At 32.8% G+C, this 20,210-nt stretch carries 15 protein-coding genes; 5 read left to right on the forward strand and 10 right to left on the reverse strand.

The features are described 5' to 3' along the window. Positions 1 to 5 precede the first annotated feature (5 nt). Both alaS and pal read left to right on the forward strand, forming a co-directional pair. Positions 6 to 2,645, forward strand: coding sequence for an alanine--tRNA ligase (alaS, locus tag AAHM80_RS05140; RefSeq protein ID WP_342259484.1), 2,640 nt, complete (start codon positions 6 to 8; stop codon positions 2,643 to 2,645). Positions 2,646 to 2,825: 180 nt separating this feature from the next. After that, positions 2,826 to 3,290, forward strand: a complete 465-nt coding sequence (gene pal / locus AAHM80_RS05145) for a peptidoglycan-associated lipoprotein Pal (protein ID WP_342259485.1) — start codon at positions 2,826 to 2,828, stop codon at positions 3,288 to 3,290. A gap of 358 nt (positions 3,291 to 3,648) precedes the next feature. Here pal and AAHM80_RS05155 read toward each other — a convergent pair whose 3' ends face one another. The 9 genes from AAHM80_RS05155 to AAHM80_RS05195 form a co-directional block, all read right to left on the reverse strand. Continuing rightward, on the reverse strand, positions 3,649 to 4,749 hold the full coding sequence (locus AAHM80_RS05155; RefSeq protein ID WP_342259486.1) for a glycoside hydrolase family 3 N-terminal domain-containing protein: 1,101 nt from the start codon (positions 4,747 to 4,749) through the stop codon (positions 3,649 to 3,651). Positions 4,750 to 4,812: 63 nt separating this feature from the next. Continuing rightward, positions 4,813 to 6,294 (reverse strand): replicative DNA helicase, encoded by a 1,482-nt coding sequence (locus AAHM80_RS05160; RefSeq protein WP_342259487.1) that lies wholly within the window; start codon positions 6,292 to 6,294, stop codon positions 4,813 to 4,815. 9 nt (positions 6,295 to 6,303) lie between these two features. Beyond that, complete coding sequence (trxB, locus tag AAHM80_RS05165; RefSeq protein ID WP_341747270.1) at positions 6,304 to 7,233, reverse strand: thioredoxin-disulfide reductase; 930 nt, start codon at positions 7,231 to 7,233, stop codon at positions 6,304 to 6,306. A gap of 14 nt (positions 7,234 to 7,247) precedes the next feature. Beyond that, positions 7,248 to 8,126, reverse strand: a complete 879-nt coding sequence (locus AAHM80_RS05170) for an alpha/beta hydrolase (protein ID WP_342259488.1) — start codon at positions 8,124 to 8,126, stop codon at positions 7,248 to 7,250. A gap of 113 nt (positions 8,127 to 8,239) precedes the next feature. After that, on the reverse strand, positions 8,240 to 9,169 hold the full coding sequence (locus tag AAHM80_RS05175) for an AEC family transporter (RefSeq protein WP_341747269.1): 930 nt from the start codon (positions 9,167 to 9,169) through the stop codon (positions 8,240 to 8,242). Positions 9,170 to 9,260: 91 nt separating this feature from the next. Then, positions 9,261 to 10,121: a ribonuclease D gene (locus AAHM80_RS05180; RefSeq protein WP_342260432.1), complete on the reverse strand. Its 861-nt coding sequence runs from the start codon at positions 10,119 to 10,121 to the stop codon at positions 9,261 to 9,263. 987 nt (positions 10,122 to 11,108) lie between these two features. Further along, positions 11,109 to 12,446 carry a DNA repair protein RadA gene (radA, locus tag AAHM80_RS05185; protein WP_342259489.1) on the reverse strand — a complete coding sequence of 446 codons (1,338 nt, stop codon included), beginning with the start codon at positions 12,444 to 12,446 and terminating at the stop codon, positions 11,109 to 11,111. A gap of 36 nt (positions 12,447 to 12,482) precedes the next feature. Continuing rightward, complete coding sequence (gene mfd, locus AAHM80_RS05190) at positions 12,483 to 15,875, reverse strand: transcription-repair coupling factor (RefSeq protein ID WP_342259490.1); 3,393 nt, start codon at positions 15,873 to 15,875, stop codon at positions 12,483 to 12,485. Positions 15,876 to 15,887: 12 nt separating this feature from the next. After that, entirely contained in the window at positions 15,888 to 16,157 is a 270-nt protein-coding gene (locus tag AAHM80_RS05195; RefSeq protein ID WP_342259491.1) for a succinate dehydrogenase assembly factor 2, read from the reverse strand. Positions 16,158 to 16,311: 154 nt separating this feature from the next. On the opposite strand from AAHM80_RS05195, the gene AAHM80_RS05200 reads away from it, so the two are divergent. Both AAHM80_RS05200 and dnaA read left to right on the forward strand, forming a co-directional pair. Then, the gene (locus AAHM80_RS05200; protein WP_410521477.1) at positions 16,312 to 16,707 is read left to right on the forward strand and encodes a rhodanese-like domain-containing protein; all 396 of its coding nucleotides are present in this window, start codon (positions 16,312 to 16,314) and stop codon (positions 16,705 to 16,707) included. Further along, positions 16,692 to 18,101, forward strand: a complete 1,410-nt coding sequence (gene dnaA, locus AAHM80_RS05205; protein ID WP_410521478.1) for a chromosomal replication initiator protein DnaA — start codon at positions 16,692 to 16,694, stop codon at positions 18,099 to 18,101. Before AAHM80_RS05200 ends, dnaA begins: the two co-directional genes overlap by 16 nt. A 131-nt stretch (positions 18,102 to 18,232) precedes the next feature. Here the strand turns inward: dnaA and AAHM80_RS05210 are convergent, their stop codons facing one another. Then, positions 18,233 to 18,571, reverse strand: coding sequence for a transposase (locus AAHM80_RS05210; RefSeq protein WP_342260435.1), 339 nt, complete (start codon positions 18,569 to 18,571; stop codon positions 18,233 to 18,235). A gap of 520 nt (positions 18,572 to 19,091) precedes the next feature. On the opposite strand from AAHM80_RS05210, the gene miaA reads away from it, so the two are divergent. Continuing rightward, positions 19,092 to 20,006, forward strand: a complete 915-nt coding sequence (gene miaA, locus AAHM80_RS05215) for a tRNA (adenosine(37)-N6)-dimethylallyltransferase MiaA (RefSeq protein ID WP_342260436.1) — start codon at positions 19,092 to 19,094, stop codon at positions 20,004 to 20,006. Positions 20,007 to 20,210 lie beyond the last annotated feature (204 nt).

Here is a 20,210-nt window from a genome sequence, read left to right on the forward strand (position 1 = left end):
TACTAATGACTAAACTTACCACTGAAGAAATTAGAAGTAAATTTATAAGTTATTTTGTTGCAAATAATCATATACACGTTCCAGCTAGTTCCCTAATTCCTCATAATGATCCTAGTTTAATGTTTGTTAATTCCGGGATGGTACAATTTAAAAATGTTTTTACCGGTCAGGAAACTAGAAACTATCAAAAAGCCACTACTAGTCAGAAATCACTACGGGCTGGTGGTAAGCATAATGATCTTGAAAATGTTGGTTATACTGCACGACATCATACGTTCTTTGAAATGTTAGGTAATTTTTCTTTTGGTGATTATTTTAAAGAACAAGCAATATATTACGCGTGGAATCTCTTAACCAAGGAATTTGCTATCGCCAAAGAAAAATTATATGTAACTGTTTATCATACTGATGAAGAAGCAGCAAGCTACTGGAAAAAGATTGCTAATTTAAGTGATGACCGAATTATTAAAATAGCAACCAATGATAATTTTTGGTCAATGGGAGATACCGGACCTTGTGGACCATGTTCAGAAATTTTCTATGATCATGGAGAGAAGATACCAGGTGGCTTACCTGGTACAAAAGATCAAGATGGCGATCGCTATATTGAGATTTGGAATATGGTCTTTATGCAATTTGAACAATTGGATAGCAATACTAGGATTGCCTTACCTAAACAATCCGTTGATACCGGCATGGGACTAGAACGTATTAGTGCTGTATTGCAAAATGTATATGATAATTATGACATAGATTTATTTAAGGAAATAATTGCTTATACGGAAAGTATAGTAAAAGTTAAAGTAGAAGGGGAAGCAAAATTTTCTTACCGGGTTATTGCTGATCATTTACGAGCTTGTGCCTTTCTAATTAGTGATGGTGTCATGCCGTCAAATGAAGGCAGAGGATATGTACTTAGGCGTATTATGCGTCGAAGTATGAGGCATGCCCATATACTTGGTAGCAGTGAACCTTTAATGCACCGATTGCTAGCAAAATTAGTAGATATTATGGGTGCAACTTATCCTGAACTGAAGAGGGCTGAGCCTTTTACCCGTAGTATCTTGGAACAGGAAGAATTAAGATTTAAAGCAACTCTTGAACGAGGTCTGAAACTGCTTGATGATGAAACACAGCATCTTAGTAAAAATTCAGAACTTTCAGGAGAGATAGCCTTTAAATTATATGATACATATGGTTTTCCTCTCGATTTAACTGAAGACATATTAAAAGGTAAACAGATATCAGTTGATCTTGATAGCTTTAATAATAAGATGCAAGAGCAAAAAGAAAGGGCAAGAAAAGCTTGGTTAGGTTCAAATGAGTCACAAATTGACCAAATATGGTTTGATATTAAAGGCGAATTTGGTAGTACTGAATTTTTGGGTTACTCTTTGGATAAGGCAGAAGGTAAGATATTAGCTCTAATTAAAGATAATAAGTTAGTCAACAATATAGAAACTAGCGAAGAGCAATTTATTCTAATTAGTAATCAAACTCCTTTTTATGGAGAATCTGGTGGACAGATGGGAGATATAGGCTTTATCAAATCAACAGGCAGCAAAATTAGAGTAATAGATACTTTAAAATATCTTGGTTCAATAATTGCTCATATATGTGTTTTACAGGAAGGAGCTATCCAAACAGGAGATAGTGCTGATTTTGCTATTGATGTCAAGTACCGTAAAAATTTAAGAATTCATCATTCTGCAACTCATATATTACATACAGTATTACATGAAGTGCTGGGCAAACATGTAACACAAAAAGGATCGCTCGTAGCACATGATCGTCTGCGTTTTGATATTAGCCATATGACACCACTAACAAAACAAGAAGTTATATTGATAGAAGATAAGGTAAATCAAATTATCACTGATAATTTTAAGGTTACCACAACATTAATGTCAACAGATGAAGCTATTAAGGCAGGTGCTATGGCTTTATTTGGTGAGAAATACGATTCTGAAGTAAGAGTGGTGGCAATGGGCAACTCGCTTGAGTTATGTGGTGGCACGCATGTTAGTAGAACTGGTGATATTGGAATATTTAAAATTATTAGCGAAAGTAGCGTTGCAGCTGGCGTTCGAAGGATAGAAGCTGTTTGTGGTGAATTTGCCTTAAAATTAATTAGACAAAACGATACTATAATTGATGACTTGTCTTCAACCTTAAAAATAGGTAAGAATGAAATTACTGATAAAGTAAATAACCTGATTGCCAGTAAAAAACAATTAGAAGATAAGCTAGTAGCTACTCAGGTCTCTATGCTTGATTTGAATATTGAGCAAATTGCCAAAGAATCAATCCGTGTATCAGGTATAAATTTTCTCTATAAACTAGTACAAAACTTGGATACTAAAGTATTACGCTTATCTGCCCAGCGAATAGTTGATAAGTCAGATAATCTAGTGATTGTATATATAGGTATGCCTGATTTGCAGGGTAAATTATCTATTACTATTGCGGTTAGTAAAGAAATTAGCAATAAGGTACATGCAGGTAACTTAGCTAAAGAAGTGTCTGTATTCCTTGGCGGTAGCGGCGGTGGTGGTCAGGCGAATATAGCCCAGGCTGGTGGCACGGATGTAAGTAAAGTAGGAAAGTTACAAGATATGATAAGGGAGTTGTTATCTAAGTTCTGAATTATTAAACGTCGGCTATATACGATATTTTTACCACATTTATCCAAGAGTTTAATGCTAAAACTATTTTAGGCTTTTAAGTAACAGTATGATAATATATAATACACAGGTAGGATGTTTAACAATTTTTTCTGTTAAGCAAATATAATCAATAGCTTTATTTAAATTAAGGAGTTTGTTATGCTAATACAAAAAACTGCAATAGCTTTTTTAGCACTATTTGTGCTTTCTGGGTGTGGTACTAAAAAGAAACCGACAGAAGCGGAGGTGACTCCTAGTGTCGAGGAAAGTTCTTTAGCTGCTGATTTCGAAAGAAATGTTGGTGATAGGATATTTTTTGCTTTCAATAAATCAGATATTTCAAGTAAATCAAAAGAACAGCTAAATAAACAAGCCGTTTGGTTAAAAAAACATTGTTGTACTAAAGCTACTATTGAAGGACATTGTGATGAAAGAGGCACAAGAGAGTATAACTTAGCACTTGGTGAAAGAAGAGCAGAAGCTGTACGAAAATACTTGATTGGTCTAGGAATTGATAATAACAGACTTGATACTATCTCTTACGGTAAAGAGAAACCAGCTGTTATGGGTTGTGACGAAGCAGCTTGGGCACAGAACCGTAGAGCTGTAACTGTTATAAAATAAAGTATCCTACTAAGTATCCTACTATTTGCTCTTTTCAAGAGTTGTAAAAACAACTCTTGAAAGTTAAAAAATCGTCATTGCGAAGCACCGTTAGGTGCTGTGGCAATCTTCATGAAGTAAGGTCTCCTTCACAAGATTGCCACGTCGCCGCTTCTCGCAATGACATTTATGCATTAGACCTCTTTCGAAACTCGCTTGTGCTGAGGGATTTGAAGGAGACGCTTTACCTCGAACCGCAGCGTACTCTAATTCCGTTACGGATTCGAGTACCGCATCATTGTCCAAATCACCAGCAGAAGTAGAGTTTCGAAAGAAGTCTATTTTAAAAAACAAACTTTTCTATCATTAGTTGGGACTTTTAAACTGCCCTGCAAACAGCAGTCATTTCTTGTATATCACCACTACAATGTAATACTAAGTCACAACCAGCTACAATAGTTTGTCTAGCAACTTCAACTATACTTGTAACAAATTCTGCCTTCAGTTTTGGGAATTCTTCTACTAAATATTTTTTTAGTCCGGTTTGGTCGGATTTGTCTTTAATAATTCCGTATTCAATAAGTTTTTCTAAATCTTGATTACTTATCGTAGTCGTAGAATCCTGCTTTTCAAAAATCGTCAGAGGTTTTTTAACTATTGAGTATTTAGCTCCAATTTCACCATGCAGAGCAAGCATACAAATATCATCTGAAACTAACATACCTTTAAAACCAATGTCATTTCTAATGAATTTTATAGCAGTGGGCGATAAAGTTACTGGTAGATTGGTAGTATCTAAAGCCTCAAATACAATGTGAGCTGTCATAGCCCATCCTGCCTTAGCATTTTTAGATAGTTGTCTAAACACTTCAAAATCTGTATTATTTAATTCAGCAAGCGAACTGGTAACACGCGGCAACTTATAATGACTATCACACGTAGCTCGACCATGCCCTGGTATATGCTTAATAATGGCAATGCCTTCCTGCTCTTCTATCGCCTCTATTGTTTTTGCACATAAGCCAACTACTTTTACTACAGAATCTCCAAAGCTACGATCTCCAATAGCATTATCAGTATAAGGGTAACGCAAATCAGCAACTGGACAACATGGCGAGTCTATTCTATATTCTTTTAAACTCTTCATCAGGCTTGAATAATTTGCAAAAACTTTTAAATATGCATTCTCTGCACCTTCTTGATCATATATTCTACCGAAATCACCAGCAGGGGGATATTCTATATCTATGATAGGTGGCTTCAACCTTGCAACCCTGCCTCCCTCCTGATCGACAAAAATCAATATATTATAGTCATATAAGCCTCTTAAATCTTGTACTAACTTTAGTAACTGTTCTCGATCCACAATATTTCTTTTAAAGAGAATAAAGCCATATATTGAATTTTTTGATAATAATTCCTTTTCTTGCACAGTCAAACTAGTACCAGCAATACCAAATATTAAAGGTTTCTTGAACATATTATTATCCCTATAATGCGAATTCGGGATAAGAATTAACTAATTCTTATCCTGAATGGGGGTCTATAGTGTTTTCTGTAAATTACTAAATTTTGAATACTGACCATCATAGTGAAGTTTTACGCTACCAACACGACCATTACGATGTTTTGCTATTATAATATCCGCAATATTATATACTTGATTTATATTATTTTGCCACTTTGCATGTTCTTCATTACCTGAAGAAGGCTCTTTACGAGTTAGATAATATTCTTCTCGATAAATAAACATCACTATATCCGCATCTTGTTCAATAGACCCAGATTCTCGCAAGTCAGATAACATTGGTCTCTTATCTTCTCTAAGTTCTACAGCTCTAGATAATTGTGATAAAGCAATTACTGGAATATTTAATTCTTTGGCTATAGCTTTCAATCCTTGAGTAATTTCTGAAATTTCATTTACTCTATTATCATATTTATTTATCCCTCTAATTAACTGCAGATAATCTATAAATAATATACCAAGGTTATGTTTACGCTTCATTTTTCTTGCCCTAGTACGAATAGCTGCAATAGATAAAGCTGGCGTATCATCAATAAGAAATGGTAGGCTTGACAGATCTATAACTTCTCTACGTAATCGATTATAATGTTCTTCCGTCACATGACCTGTACGTAGCGAAGACGAGTTAATTTCAGTATGCATGGAAAGAATACGAGTAGCAAGCTGCTCAGATGACATTTCAAGAGAGAAAAAACCTACTGACTTATCTTGTTCTTGTTCCTTATTTTTTAACTTCATAGAATTACAAGCATTTATCGCAAGATTTATGGCAAAAGCTGTTTTCCCCATTGATGGGCGTGCAGCAATGACAACTAAATCTGAGTTATGAAAACCTGATAACTCCTTATCTAAATCAATTAATCCTGTAGAAATACCTATTACATGATTAGAATTCTTCATTGCTCTGTTAATATTGGCAAGGGACTCCGAGAGAGAAACAGCAATTTTAACAAAACTCTTGTCATTAACTCCTTCACTAGCAAGGTTATAGAGTTTACCCTCTGCATGCTCTATTTGTTGACTTGCATCATATTCTAAAGAGGAGTCATAAGCATTATTAACTACCTCCTCCCCTATCTGAATTAAATTACGCCTTACTGCCAAATCATAGATTATTCTTCCATAATCAAGAGGATTAATTACCATCATTGACAGAGTAGCCAGCTTATTTAGATAGTCACTGCCACCTAATTGCTGAAATAATTCGTCTCGTTCTAACATGCTTCTAAGCGTTACCGGAGTAGCAATTAAGCCTTTTTCGGTAATAACTTCAATAGCATTATAAATCTTTTGATGTATCGACTCAAAAAAATGATCTGGTCTTAGGAATTCTGAGACAGTATTTAAGTAATCATGGTTGACTAAAATTGCTCCTATTAACATTTGCTCGGCCTGAACATTTGCTGGCAAAGTTCGAGCAACAGGCAAAATTATACTTGACTCACTTGATCCTCTTGACTTATTTAATTTATCACTCACTTTTTTACTACGAGACATAATTTTAATTTAATGATTTAAAAACTTTTCTACTTCTAAAGCTGCCATACATCCTGTACCAGCAGCGGTAACTGCTTGTCTAAAAATTTTATCTTGTACATCTCCAGCAGCGAAAACACCTTTAACACTGGTTTCCGTTGAATTTGGTTTAGTAATAATATAATTATCACTATCTATATCTAGTTGCCCTTTGAACAAACCAGTATTCGGCATATGACCAATTGCTACGAATATACCAGTACAATTAATTGAACTAAGCTCCCCTGTTTGAGTGTTTTCAAGCTTGGCTGAATTAACCGATTTAGGATTATCAGTACCAATGACCTCAATCAGTCTATGATTCCAAATGACCGATATTTTGGGATTTCTAAATAATCTCTCTTGTAAAATCTTCTCGGCTCTAAAACTATCCCGACGATGAACAATAGTCACCTGACGTGCATGATTAGTTAAATATAATGCCTCTTCAACAGCACTATTCCCCCCACCAATAACTAATACATCCTGATTCTTGAAAAAAAAACCATCACAAGTAGCACAAGCTGAGACACCATATCCTTTGAATTGTGCTTCGGAAGGAATATTCAGCCACCTTGCTTCTGCACCGGTACATATTATAACGCTGTCCGCCCTAATTATACCAGACGAGGTGGTTACCACTAAGGGTTTTTTTGAAAAATCAACCTTTTCTACATAATCATAGATAATTTCTGCACCAACATTTTTTGCCTGTTGCGTCATTTGTTCCATTAACCATGGACCTTGAATAGGCTCTGCAAAACCTGGATAATTTTCAACATCTGTAGTAATAGTTAGCTGCCCACCTGGCTGCATACCATGCAATAATATTGGTTTTAGTGCTGCCCTAGCTGTATAGATTGCTGCACTTAGTCCAGCAGGGCCTGACCCTATAATAAGTACTTTAGTAGAACGATTCATAACAACCTAAATTTTTATATTTTCAAAGCATTTACCCAAGATTTTATATAACTAATCTGATCATCGGTCATTAATGAAGGTACATGACCAGCATAATCAACAACGAACAAATCAAAATCTTTGGTTTCTTTCATCTTCTCAATAGTAGATTGTTGCAAAATTTCTGATTTAGCCCCGTGGATAACCAACAATTTACAAACAATCTTATTCCATATAGTCCATATATCAACATTTTTTGGCTTATTTGCATTAGCATTCATACCTTGTACTATGGCAGGATCATAATTCATTTTATATTTTCCCTCTTGGATTTTTATAAAACTATATTTGGTAAGATGATCCCAATCTTCCTCACTACTAATACCGAATTGGCTATATATTAGCTTTAAATGTTGCTTGGCACTAACTAAATCAACAAATGAGGGAGTTTGACCTGCATATTGACCAATTTTAACTAGAGGAGATGCTGGAATAAAAGGTCCTACATCATTTATAATCATTGCTTTGATAAGTTCCTTATATTTACTAGCTAGCACATAACCAATTATTCCACCCATGGAAGTACCAAGCCAAATACAGTTGTTAATACCTAATTTTTTTAAAAAAAGCACCGTATCTTTTACATATACTTGATAATTATAATGCTTTTTCGTTTTAAAAACATCACTATCCCCACGTCCTGGATAATCTATAGCAATTACTCGAAAATTATCACTTAATACCATAGCGATTTTATCAAAATCATGAGCATTCCTAGTTAAACCATGGGTACAAATTATTACATTTTCATTATTAGGGTCACCAAACTCAAGATAAGCTATTTTATGAGCTGGAATATATTGTGAGCCTAACCAATTAATATAAGGTCCAACTTGGATAAATTTTTGTATCATTTTTTTATATCATTAGTGCTATAGCTAACCTGACTAGCATTACACCAAATTCACAGACGCTATTAGCGACGAAGCAATCTATAATTTCGCGTTAATCAGGTTAGCTATAATAATTAATTCAAATCACTTAAAAATATAGTTACCATAACTGGTATATATACTACACCAAAAAGCAGGGAAAGAAATACTGTGGTAGCAACTTTTTCTGGATAGAATTTTTGTAAACTGGCTATGACAATTACGTTTGCTGCCATAGGAGCAGTTGAAAGAAGCCTTAAAGCATTGTAATAATTCTCATCATACCATCCTAAAACAAACTTATCCAAAAGAATAAATATGTTAACCCCTAGTGGATAGAATAAAAATTTTGCCATGAAAGTAGCTAAAGTAAACTTTATGTCTATTTCAAACTTTTGCAAAGCTGAAAGAGCTAAACCAACCATAACCATACCAAGTATAGAAAATGCCCCCCGCATGTTATATATAAAATCATCTAGGAAATCAGGTAAAGTAAAACCAGCAAAACTAAATAAACAACCAAGTAAAAAACCGTTTAAAATTGGTAACTTTACAACCTTCAAGATACTTTCACTACTATTAGCAAAGCTCCTAGCACAAATATAAAAGCCTACTGATGATTCGAAAATATTTATTCCTATAACTGCCATCATATAGATGCTTAAAACATAATCATCAAAGAGAGTAGCGGCTATTGGCAGCATAAAATAACCACCATTAGCGGTACCTGCAGATAATGCTATAATGTTTCGTGTATGATCAAGCCAATATCGCCCAAAAAAATAGTAGGAAAATATTGATAACGAAGTGGCAATGAAAAAAACAACTACAGTAACGCTTAATGCTGATAAAGTCAAAGTAGTACTGGCGGGAATAGCAAAAAAAACAATAGGAGATATAAAATAGAATAACAAAGAAGCTATACTATCTCTCTCAACTTTAGAATATCTTCCTGCTAAAAAACCAATTACTACACTCAGTAATACAGAAATGGTTTTAAAAAAAACTATAGTAAAAATTGCCATGCTCTAAAAGCCAAAAGATATCAGATGCTGTTTTACTTAACCTTTTAGAAAATAGCAAATTTATTCCACAATTAACATAAATAAAGTACCTTTATTCACCTAATTCTTGTATAGCAAGACACAGATCTGCTAATTGAGTTCTATATTTTTGTTTACTAAGATAGCGACTATTTAATTTAAGATTTTCAAAATCTTTATTACTGGTAGGTAAATATTGACAAATCTGTACTAATTCCTCATCAGAAATAAAATGTCTCCTTGGTAAATCTATTGTACTGGCTTGTTCCTCCCGATAAGCTGCCATAATTTTCATTTTATGAATAAAAGACTCTGAATGATTATTGAATCTAACTTTTTGCCAAGCTTTTTGTACATTAATAATATAATTTTCAATATTAAGCAAAGATTTTATTTGCTCGTCATATTGGTTTTGTAAGTTATTATCTTGAATTACTTGTTGTAATACCTTGTAAACCGGTTCTAAATATTCAACATCTTTAATAGCATAATTTAACATATTAGCATTAATTGGACGCTTTAACCAATCAGACCGTTGGTAAGTTTTATCAATGTGAACAAAGCAAATTTTGCTACATATATCCGAATAACTTAAATGTTTACCAAAATCGCAAATACCAGCAGCAATTTGTATGTCAAAAACATTTTTTGGCAGTTTCTTAAATAAACGATAAAATATCTCAAAATCCTCTCTAGGGGCGTGAACTATTTTAAGAATTTTATCGTTCAGAAATATTTCGTTAATAGGAGAAAGATCCAAATTGCTCAAAGTGTCAATTATCACTTTATAACTACTGGCCATAATTTGAATTATGCTAAGCTGAGCAAAATAGGTATTTTTACGCAAGAACTCAGTATCAACACTTATAGTCTTACAATCCAATAACTGTCGACAGAATTTATTTAATGCTTTCTGATTATCAATAATAAGTATTTTTGAAGTATTAGTAATTAAATTGCTCCTATATAATAAACTTGGTATTTTTCTATACGCGAATTTGGGATAAGAATTTGTCAATTCTTATATACTCTTCTGTTTTGAAGAATTGTTTTTTGAAAATATCATGGATTCGCATGTGTAACTATACTATATGTATGCTACGCCTTCTCACCATTCATTTTCAAATCCAATTCGTAGGATCATTTGAGTATCCTAAATTCGGTGAAATTATATATTGCTTCGTCGACCTACGGTCTCCTCGCTAATAGACGTTTTATAGACGTATATGTCTATTAGCGAGCGAACGTATGTGAGCGTGGCAATCCATTTTGCTAAAAACATGATTTTAATCTTTTAAAATCATGTTTTTAGCTTTAGAAAGGTTTAAAATGTATTCGCGTTAACCGCTTTAAGAATGCATTTTTCCTTATATTAAAGCCAATTTTGGATAAGAATTAACTAATTCTTATCCAAAATTGGGGTTCTATGTTTTTTTGTGGTTAAAAGTAGCGTAACACTTTTACGCTACTTTGTCAAAGATGGAATCCTTAATTTATAAAACTCATCTTAAAATAAGTGTTTCATAAGTGCTACAATTAAAAAAACAATTAAGACATTTCAAGAAACAGATAATCGGAACTATTAAACCGATGTCTCCCATCGAACTAAGGTAAAATAGTCAAATAAGATTCTAATAATACTATTAACGCGAATTCGGGATAACAAGTTATCCCAAATTCGGCTGTATATATAGAAACAATCAGGTTTGAAGCGGCTGCCCACCTGATTGTTAAAATATCATTTGCGTTCAATAGATGATTTTAATTATTAAAATCATCTATTGAACGGTAAAAAAGTTAAAATGTACTCACAGAACCGCTTCAAGAGTACATTTTTCTTTATATCACAGCTAATTCGGGATAAGAATTATAATTCTTATCCCGAATAGGGTTATTAGAATTTCATAAGTGTGAATTTTAACTATATCCACTCTTTCAATTCTTGTATATTACTAATTGGGCAAATTAGGTTATTACTTAACTTTTCAAGTTTGGAGCAAATTAATTTATTGAATCCTAATTTCGTTGCTTCTTTTATTCTCATTTCTGCTGCATTGACTTTTCTTATTTCACCAGATAAACCAATTTCTCCAAAAAAAACACTATGTTCTAGCACAGCTTTATTATTTGCTGCAGAAATTAAAGCAGCTGCAACAGCTAAGTCTGAAGCTGGTTCTGAAATTTTAAGCCCACCAGCAACAGTTAAATATACTTCCTTAGAAGTTAAGTTAAGACCAAACCGTACATTAAGTACAGCTATTATCATTGATAATCTATTTAAATCCCATCCTACAACCGAACGTCTTGGCATTGGCATATTGGAAGGGGCAATTAATGCCTGAATCTCAATTAATAACGGTCTAGATCCTTCAATTCCAGCAAATACTGTTGTTCCGCTAACATTTTTATCCCTTTTCATCAGAAATAGCTCGGAAGGGCTAGAGACTTCCATAAGACCACTTGCAGTCATCTCAAAAACACCGATCTCTCCTATTCCACCAAATCTATTTTTAATGGAACGCAAAATACGAAAATGACTATTATGATCACCTTCAAAATATAGTACGGTATCAACAAGATGTTCGAGTAACTTAGGACCGGCTAATTGTCCATCTTTTGTCACATGACAGCTAAGTAAAATAATAATATTATTTTGCTTAGCATAGCTAACTAATTCATTAGCACAGGCCCGAATCTGCGAAATAGTGCCAGGTGGTGATGATAGTGTGCGAGTTACCATTGTCTGAATTGAATCGATTACTACCAAATCAATATTGTTCTTATTAGCATCAATAGTTGAGATAATATCTTCGATATTAGTGGCAGCTAAGATAGATGTTGTTTCATTATTAAGACCTAATCTTAAGGCTCTTAGCTTTATTTGGTCAATGGATTCCTCACCAGTTATATATAAGCAATTCATTCTAATTTTATCACAAAAAGAACTTGCCACTAAGTGTAATAATAAAGTTGATTTACCAATTCCAGGATCACCACCAATTAAAATTGCCGAAGAGGAAACCAACCCGCCACCCAACACTCTATTTAATTCATTTATAGGCGTAGGAGTACGTAATGATTCCACAACAACACCATCAAGCTTTTGTATTTGTTGTTTATTGCCTAACCTAACTTGTACTTGACTAATTACCTCTTCCTCAATCGCTCCCCATAAGCCACAATCAAAACATTGTCCCGCCCATTTTGATGTACTATTACCACAATTTGTACATATATATTGCTTTTTAATTTTACTCACTTTCCTAATTTTAATTCCTTTTCGCCCTATATGATATTATGCAACCAATAATTGCTCCAATAGACTATTCGCTTCCTCTATAATATCTTTTCCTACCAATGTTTTGGTAAATACTAACTTAGTATCCGGTTTTATTTTGGTTTGCTGAGGATACTTTATAACAAAATTTCTAATCTTATCAGCTATATCTGATTCTTTATAAAATTTTAAAACAAATCCTCGATCACCAGAGTCTAAATTTTCAATATTAAGCTTACTGCATTTATGCTTTATTTTTACTATATTAAGTAGATTATTAAATTCTGATGGGATAGGACCAAAACGATCAACCATTTCGTCCTTAAAATTTTCAATATCTACATCATCAATTAAATTTCCAACTCTTCTGTACAAACTTAGTTTAAGAGCAGAATCTGCAATATAATTGTCAGAAATGAAAACAGGTAATCCCAAATTAATTATTGGAACAAAAGCTTTTGGCTGCTCAATAACTTCATCCTTAAGAATTGCTATTTGTTCATCTAACATCTCCTGATAAAGCTCCACTCCTACTTCTTTAATCTGCCCAGACTGCTCTTCTCCTACTAAATTGCCAAAACCACGTAAATCCATATCATGGCTGGCAATGGTAAAACCAGAACCAAGAGTACAGCTACTTTGCATTATTTCTAGCCGTTTTATTGAATGTGCGGTCATTTTCTTATAATTAGCTAAGGTTAAATAGGCATAACCTCTGACTTTACTTCGTCCTATCCTACCTCTGAGCTGATATAACTGACTCAAACCAAGCATATCAGATTTATGAATAATCATTGTATTAGCTTCGGCAATATCTATACCTGACTCAATTATTGTGGTAGAAACCAGTATATCAAACTTACCATCACAAAATTCGCTCATAATCTCATCTACTTTGGTAGCTAATATTTGACCATGAGCAACTTTGTACTTTAGTTCAGGTACAACCTCCTGTAAGTATCTCTCTATATCCGGGATGTCCTTAATTCTAGGCACTACATAGAAACTTCTACCACCACGGAAACGTTCTCTAAGTAAAGCATCTCTAATAATCACCGGATCAAACGGCATAACTGTTGTCCGAACTTCTAGCCTATCAATCGGTGGTGTGGCAATGATACTAAGGTCTTTCAGCCCTACCATAGACATCTGCATTGTACGAGGAATTGGTGTTGCCGAAAGAGATAGAACATGCATTGTAGTTCTTAGTTTCTTTAAATGTTCCTTTTGAGCAACACCAAAATGTTGTTCTTCATCAATTATTAATAATCTAAGGTTACTAAATTCTATATTCTTACTCAGCAAGGCATGTGTACCAATTATTATATTAGCTGTACCCTTTTTGATTTGTTCTTTAACAATTTTAGCCTCACTATTGGTAACTAGGCTAGATAATTGTACTATATTCAGCCCTAAATCCTTAAATCTTTTACGAAATCTTAAATAATGCTGCTTACCTAGAATAGTAGTTGGTACGACAATGGCTACTTGAGGGGAGACGTCACAGTTTGCGTCACAGTTTGATTTAGCTACCATAAAAGTTGCCCTTATTGCCACTTCAGTTTTTCCAAAACCAACATCACCACAAATTAATCTATCCATTAAAATACCTGAGTCAAAATCTTTTCTAATATCATTTATGGCATTTAATTGATCTTCAGTTTCGGTATATTTAAATCTCTGACAGAATTTGTCATATTCTTCATGATCAAACTCTATTGGATTAGTTACAGTTAATTTCCTCTTAGCGGCTATTGCTAATAATTGCTCGGCAATTTCTGTAATACGATTCTTGAGCTTAGCCTTACTTCTTTGCCAGCTACTGCTACCTAACTTGGCTAGCTGTGCTTCACTGCTACCATATTTCTTAATTAGCTCTATATTCTCAACAGGAATATATAATTTATCATTATTCTCATATAAAATTTTTAGGAAATCATGAGCTTTGCCTTTAACATCTAGTGTTTCAACATTAAGAAATTGACCAATACCATGATCCTTATGAACAACTAACTCCCCTTCGCCTAAATTATCTAATTCCATTAGAATGTTTTTAAGCTTACGTTTAGCACCTTGCTGGCGAACGTTTATCGCACTTTTTCCTAAAATATCGTGAGCTGCAATAAACAAATATTTATCACTATAAAATCCTTGACTAAGTTGGACATATGCAAGATTTATCACACCAATTTTTGCCTGTTGTAGATTGTCTATCTCGATATATTCTCGTGAGTAGCTATTTATCAAGCTCTTCAGTCTTTCCAAATTACTTTTAGACTGACAAAAAATAATTGGTATTTTAGTATTATTGTTCTCTATAATCTCAAATAGCTTATCAAAAACTGTCTTATCCTCAATAAAACTAGTTGCAATAATTTTTTCTAATGAATATGCATAAGATGAATCTTCAGGACTAATTAAAATATTCTTATCCTGTTCTAGTAAAGTTTGTATTTCTTGACTGGTAAAGTAAATCTGCTCAGGAGGCAATGCAGGATAGAATGTGTTTAATTTTATTTTGTTAGACTCAATCCGCGACCTGTAAAGATCTGTATAATTATTCTCCTGCTCAATAATTGATTGTAACGACAAATTATCATAAATAATAATAGGGTCATCTAAATAATTAATTAAGCTACTGAAAGAATTATAGAATAAAGGAGATAAATGTTCATATCCTTGAAATTTTTTTCCTTCAATTACTGATTCATATAAAGGGCTATTCACGTAATTAACACCAAAAGCTTTTAGATAATTATCTCTAAAATTCTTTATTGTTTCTAGATTTAATATTACCTCACTGGCAGAATTAATTATTAACTCCGTGCAGCTATTAGTAGAAATTTGACTATCAATATCAAATTCTCTTATTGACTCTATGTGATCCCAACTAAAATTAATACGATAGCCCTTATACCCTGGCAAAATTATATCTACTATCTCTCCTCTTACTGAAAATTCACCACTATCAATGCTACTATTACTCCTTGTAAAACCATTATGTACTAGGAATTCGGCGAGCTTGCCCGCTGAAAACTTCATTTTATTATGTAATTTCAGAAAAGACTTAACTAAGAATTCCGAAGGTGGTAATTTGCTCAGTAAATTCACCGCATTAGTAACTAACAATTTTTTTTCATTATTAGTTGCTAAATAACTTAGTGCATTAGCTCTTTCTGATAAAATGTTAGACTGGGGCGAAATGCGATCATATGGTATAGTATCAAAACTAGGAAAATATAATATATTACTAGTCTTAATGCTTTTTGCAAAAAATAATAATTGTTTATAGCTATTAATTGCATCATCTTCACTGGCAAAAATAAGTAAAATATTCTTAGTTGGTTTATTTAAGAAATACTCATTAGCAAAAAAACTTTTTGCACTGAGTGGTAGAGGTTGTTGTATCATTGTTTATTAAGCTTATAGGCGGTTAATATCAAAATTAAGTATTTGTAACATCACTTTTGAATTTAAGTGAACAGGAGGAGTTGTTTTATTGGTAATCCAATCATAAATATCTATATCATTTTGATTAAGTATTAAAGCAAAATCTGTTAAACTATCTATATCCATATTAGCAAGAAATTGTTCAGCAAATTTACCTAATATTAACCCGGTTTCTTTGCAACCACGATTTTTGCTTTGGTATAGTAATTTTTTAGCTAGGAATGCTTTTTTTAAATAGTCCATATTGATAATCTTATAAAAAAATATCATAATATGATTCAGATAGTTTGACAATTACCAAATATAAAATATAAAATGTAAACTGTATATTAAGTAGTATATACTCAATTAGTCTAAATCTTGTTCTTATTCAATAAATTTTAATATATTCAAAAAAATGCAGATGCCTATAAGTATCAAAAATATATCTTCCTTAGAAGCTTATAAGTTGCTAGAAATGGATGAGTGTACCATTGTTGTTGATATTAGAACTACTGAAGAATGGCAAAAAATAGGTATTCCAAAGCTTGATAAATATCAAGTACTTTTTCTTAGCTGGCGTTTATTGCCTGATATGTCATTAAATCGTGAATTTAACAACCAGTTTATGTCGAAAGTCAGTAATAAAAATAATGTATTATTCCTTTGTCGTTCAGGTGCCCGATCTCATGAAGCGGCCTTGTGTGCTGGTGGTTTAGGTTATACAAAATGCTACAACATCGTTGATGGTTTTGAAGGAGGAGGTAATGGAGCTGGTTGGAAACAAAATAATTTACCATGGCAAGTTCTGTGAATACTAACCAAAATCAATTGACTGTAGAAAAGGAAGTAGCTCATTATAGAGATATTTGGCAGCATGTGTGTTCTGATCTTAATAAATATTACGGTGAGTCTTTGTATAAAAGTTGGTTCAGTAAGATTAACTTTCTAGAAGCTTCTACTACTACTGTTATACTTTCTACACCAACAAATTTTATCCGAGATTGGATAAAATCAAAATATGCACGTGATATATTGCAATCTTGGCAGTCTTATGACAAAGATATTAAATCAATTGAGATAGTTACTAAAGAATTACTAGAACAAAATCCAAATATACCTGAATATTTAGCAAAAATTCCATCAATAAAAGAAGGAATGGATCTCAATTCCGAAGGCATTTTTTCAGCATTAGACTTACGATTTACTTTTGAAAATTTTGTAGTTGGTGGACCAAATGAGTTAGCATATGCAGCCTCTAGAGCAGTTGCTGAATCAGAAAGTGCCGTAGCTGAATCTAACCCCTTATTTTTGTATGGGGGTGTTGGTCTTGGTAAGACACACTTAATGCATGCTATTGCTTGGTATATAAGACATAATAACCCGACTCGCAAAGTAATTTACATGTCGGCAGAAAAGTTTATGTATCAATTCATCAAAGCACTTCGTAATAAAGATGTTATGTCATTTAAAGAAGAATTTCGTTCAGTTGACGTGCTAATGATCGATGATATTCAATTTATATCTGGTAAAGATAGCACTCAAGAAGAGTTTTTTCATACTTTCAATGCTTTGATTGATAATAATCGTCAAATGGTTATATCATGTGACCGTTCACCGTCAGATTTAGATAATATTGAAGAGCGGATTAAGTCTAGACTTGGTTGGGGCTTGGTTGCAGATGTTCACAGCACTACTTATGAACTAAGATTGGGGATATTAGAATCTAAGCTTGAACAGATGAATATTCACATACCTAAAAATGTTGTAGAATTCTTAGCATCAAAAATAACGTCAAATGTCAGAGAATTAGAGGGGGCTCTTAATAAAGTTATTGCTCATTCAACTTTAGTTGGTAGGGAGATAACTTTAGAAAATACCCAAAATATTTTACGTGACTTACTACGTTCCAATGAAAGAATTATAACGATTGAAGATATTCAAAGAAAAGTAGCTGATCGTTATAATATTAAATTTTCTGATATGTCTTCTCCTAGACGTATTCGCTCAATAGCTAGACCAAGGCAAGTAGCTATGTATTTAAGTAAAACATTAACCCCAAAAAGCCTTACTGATATCGGCAAGAAATTTGGTAAGAAAGATCATACTACAATAATGCATGCTATCAAAAAAGTAGAAGAATTATGTGAAATTGATACAGAATTTCGTGAGGAACTTAGTCTGTTAATGAAAATACTGCAAAACTAGATTACTATGAACTTAAAGAAAAGCACGTTTCCCATAATAGAAGTCTTATCCCGAATTGGCTTTAATATTTCGAGGTATTATGCTATTATAACCTCAGCATCCGTAATGGAAGTCAATAAGAAAATAATAACTTAACATAAATTTTCATTGCAAGAAGAATTATTTTTGACAATAGAGTGCATAAAAGCTAGTAATTTACGCATAACAGCAACAAGAGCAACTTTTGCTGGTTTATGTTTAGCAATTAAGTGGTCATAAAAATTACGTAAACGCTTATTACATCGTAAGGCAGCTACTGCAGCCATATAAAGAACTCTTCGAAGATTACCTCTACCTGCAAAAATACTTCTTCTACCTTTATAACTACCGCTTTCTCTAGCAAAAGGAGCAAGAGCTACTAAAGCAGTTAAGTTTCTAAAAGTAATATTGCCAAGCTCTAGTGCTTCACATATTACTTTTAGAACCTGAATGGCGAAATCTTACTAAGTGGTAAACAATTAAACAAAACTTCTCGTCAACTTCTATCTTTGATAGTGTCTCGTATACAATTTTATAACAAATGCTAGAGAAATAGAATATTTTTTTGAATATTAATATATATACTCGGTGAACTTCAAGAATTGGTGTTCCTGCGACCAAAGATCGAAGCTGCTCCGTTACTCATGTACACCTAACAGCTCGACTTTGCTACTGCCTAGCTCTTTATTTACAAGCAGTATATATAACATGTGTTTATCAGACATCTGAGTTAGAGAACAAAAAATATACAAAAAGGGCAAAAAAACTATACGACAAACTTTGCCGTTTTGGTATAATGTATGAATAAAAAATATTATGTTTTACGAATATTGGTTGAATATGTAAGAGTTTCGTCTGAAAATGAAAGATAGAATACAGATTTGCAATATAATGCTTTGATAAAAGCTTGAGTTGATCAACGTAATATATATAAAGATCAAACTAACTTACACAAAAGAAATTATTTACTCGATGTTAGTTATATGTGGACCTACCGCTAGTGGCAAGTCTTATTTGGCACATTATTTAGCTAAAATGTATAATGGTGAGATAGTTAATTGTGATTCTATGCAGATATATAGGCAGATTCCCATTATTACTGCCTCGCCATCACAAATATACCGTAATGAGATTCCTTATCATCTTTATAATTTTTTATCTATAGAACAAGAATTTTCAGTAATACAATATGTAAATCATGCTCTTGAGAAAATTACAGACATTCGTAGTAGAGGCAAGTTACCAATAATTGTTGGTGGTACTGGGTTATATATTAATTCATTACTTTTTGGTTATAATGAAATACCAACAATATCTCCTGAAATTAGACAATATGTTAGAGAGCTACACTCTAAGATTGGTTCGACTCAGTTTTTTTATAAACTAAAAGAGCTAGATAACCTAGCTGTTCAGAAGTTAAATGAACACGACACTCAAAGGGTTATAAGAGCCTATGAAGTATTTATGGAAACCGGGCAATCTATATTTGCTTTCCAAAGCTTACAAAATAAATCTATTCTTCCAGCATTTGATTTTAAGGTAATTTTTCTACATCCAAAGAGGGAATTTCTTTATCAAACATGTAATACTAGGTTAGAAAAATTATTTAATGAAGGAGCAATTGAAGAAGTAGCTCAAATTAAAAAAGATTTTCCTGATATATATTCTTCTGCAATAAAAACCATTGGTCTACGGGAAATATTATGCTATTTAAATAATGAAATTACTTTGCAAAATGCCATAAATCTAGCACAAATTAAGACTAGGCAATACGCAAAAAGGCAAATTACTTGGTTCAAAAACCAAATAAAGGACAAGGTAACTCTAGAATATTCTAATAATCAGCAATTTGAAGAGTTGATTATTGATTTGTCGATGATTTTATAAAAAATTTTTCAAATAATTTGCATATATCTATTAGTGTAGTTGATTTTTGTGATATATTGTCATGCGGGAAGGATGAGTTTTATAGTTAATCCGTTATATGTTCTAGATCAGGAATCTATTCGAGTTAGCTATAACGAATCTATAGGGTATTGTGGTTCAATAACTTCTTTCGAAACTCTATTTCTGCTGGTGATTTGTACATGA

Origin of the sequence: Candidatus Tisiphia endosymbiont of Metellina segmentata (assembly GCF_964030715.1) — a bacterium.
GTDB lineage: Bacteria > Pseudomonadota > Alphaproteobacteria > Rickettsiales > Rickettsiaceae > Tisiphia.